Source organism: Neisseria sp. P0009.S007 (genome assembly GCF_051962515.1).
Window position 1 is genome coordinate 1 of sequence record NZ_JBQCVF010000202.1, and the last position, 2,519, is coordinate 2,519.

The 2,519-nt window shown below is 48.0% G+C and carries 2 protein-coding genes; both read left to right on the forward strand.

Features of this window, described 5'->3' with window-relative positions; all coding sequences use genetic code 11:
• Positions 1-328 precede the first annotated feature (328 nt).
• Positions 329-1,081, forward strand: coding sequence for an LEM-3-like GIY-YIG domain-containing protein (locus tag ACTHS3_RS11560; RefSeq protein ID WP_049344526.1), 753 nt, complete (start codon positions 329-331; stop codon positions 1,079-1,081).
• Positions 1,082-1,106: 25 nt separating this feature from the next.
• A partial coding sequence (gene carB / locus ACTHS3_RS11565; protein WP_440367998.1) for a carbamoyl-phosphate synthase large subunit occupies positions 1,107-2,519 on the forward strand: 1,413 nt, incomplete at its 3' end.

Here is a 2,519-nt window from a genome sequence, read left to right on the forward strand (position 1 = left end):
AACGCCCCAGGCATTATTTTGGGTTTGATTACATTTATCACTAGTTTTTAAGGAAGTTTTCAGACGGCCTGTGCAAAATAAAAACGCAAACGGTCGTCTGAAAAAAGTGGCCAAAATATCAATAGCAGGAATTTTTCAGGTAGTTTTTTATCGCAAGGCAGATGGAACAAACCCCGCGAGCGTTTTTTCAGACGGCCTTTAATATGTACCGCAAGGCACGCACGCGATGGGTTAAAGTGCAGGGAAAATGGAGAACGCGTGCGTATCGCACGCACCCTGCATACAAGCTAATAGCTTGCTATCTAAATACATTTGAGGAAAAAAGAATATGGACAAGTTTTCATCTGAAGTTTGCAAAGCCCTTGCATATTACGTTTACCGCTTAATTGACCCAAGAAATGGTGAAACTTTTTATGTAGGCAAAGGCAAAGACAACCGGGTTTTTGAACATTTGAAACAATGTTTGAAAATAGCGGAAGATGGCGAAGATGAACTGAATTTAAAATATAGTAGGATTCGCGCTATCCAAAAAGCCAAATTGGAAGTTATCCATGTCATTCATCGACATGGCATGAATGAGAAAACCGCTTTTGAAGTAGAAGCTGCTTTAATAGATGCCTATCCGGGGCTATCAAATGAACAAAGCGGACATGGCAATAGTGAATTTGGTTCGATGCATGTATCTGAAATACAAGATAAATACGATGCACCTGTTGCACAATTTGACAGCGATCATAATCTATTGATTATTAATATTAATCGTTCTTTAGATAAAGAAAAATCGGCTTATGATGCTGTTCGCCTAGCCTGGCGGCTTGATGTTGAGCGGGCAAAACGTGCGCATTACATCTTGGCGGTTGAAAAAGGCTTAATTGTGGATGTTTTACAAGCGCATGAATGGCTGCCAGCTACTAAGGAAAATTTTCCTGAGCTTAATGAAACCATAGTAGGACGTTTTGGTTTTCACGGCGAATCACTTTCTAAAAATGATGAAGTCCGCCAAAAATACCAACGTAAAAGGCTGCCTGAAGAATATCGTAAACGGGGTGCCAGCAATCCCGTTAAATATAGTTTTAAATAACCTGAAATCTCTAAGGTAAAACACCATGCCCAAACGTACCGACCTAAAATCCATCCTTATCATCGGCGCCGGCCCTATCGTTATCGGTCAAGCCTGCGAATTTGACTATTCGGGCGCACAGGCCTGCAAAGCCTTGCGTGAAGAAGGCTATAAAGTCATTCTGGTGAATTCTAACCCCGCCACAATCATGACCGACCCTGAAATGGCGGATGTTACCTACATCGAGCCGATTATGTGGCAGACGGTGGAAAAAATTATTGCCAAAGAGCGGCCTGACGCGATTCTGCCCACGATGGGCGGCCAGACCGCGCTGAACTGTGCGCTGGATTTGGCGCGCAACGGCGTGTTGGCGAAATACAATGTCGAATTAATCGGTGCGACCGAAGACGCGATTGACAAGGCGGAAGACCGCGGCCGCTTTAAAGAAGCGATGGAAAAAATCGGCTTGTCTTGCCCGAAATCTTTTGTCTGCCACACAATGAACGAAGCTTTGGCGGCGCAAGAACAGGTCGGCTTCCCTACCCTGATTCGTCCGTCTTTCACCATGGGCGGTTCGGGCGGCGGCATTGCCTATAACAAAGATGAGTTTTTGGCGATTTGCGAACGCGGTTTTGATGCGTCGCCTACGCATGAGTTGCTGATTGAGCAGTCCGTTCTCGGCTGGAAAGAGTACGAGATGGAAGTGGTACGCGATAAGGCCGACAACTGCATCATCATTTGCTCGATTGAAAACTTCGACCCGATGGGCGTGCATACGGGCGACTCGATTACGGTTGCGCCGGCGCAAACGCTGACGGACAAGGAATACCAAATCATGCGCAACGCTTCGTTGGCGGTATTGCGCGAAATCGGCGTGGACACGGGTGGCTCGAACGTGCAATTTGCGGTGAACCCTGAAAACGGCGAGATGATTGTGATTGAGATGAACCCGCGCGTGAGCCGTTCTTCTGCGTTGGCCTCTAAAGCAACCGGCTTCCCGATTGCCAAAGTAGCAGCCAAACTGGCGGTCGGCTTTACGCTGGACGAGTTGCGCAACGACATTACCGGCGGCCGCACGCCTGCATCGTTCGAGCCTTCCATCGACTATGTGGTAACCAAAATCCCGCGTTTCGCATTTGAAAAATTCCCTGCCGCAGACGACCGCTTGACCACGCAGATGAAATCTGTGGGCGAGGTAATGGCGATGGGCCGTACCATTCAAGAAAGCTTCCAAAAAGCCTTGCGCGGTTTGGAAACCGGCTTGTGCGGCTTCAATCCGCGCAGCGAAGACAAAGCGGAAATCCGCCGCGAACTGGCCAACCCGGGCCCTGAGCGTATGCTGTTTGTAGCCGATGCGTTCCGTGCAGGCTTCACGCTGGAAAAAATCCACGAAATCTGCGCCATCGATCCTTGGTTCTTGGCGCAAATCGAAGACTTGGTAAAAGAAGAAAAATCGGTT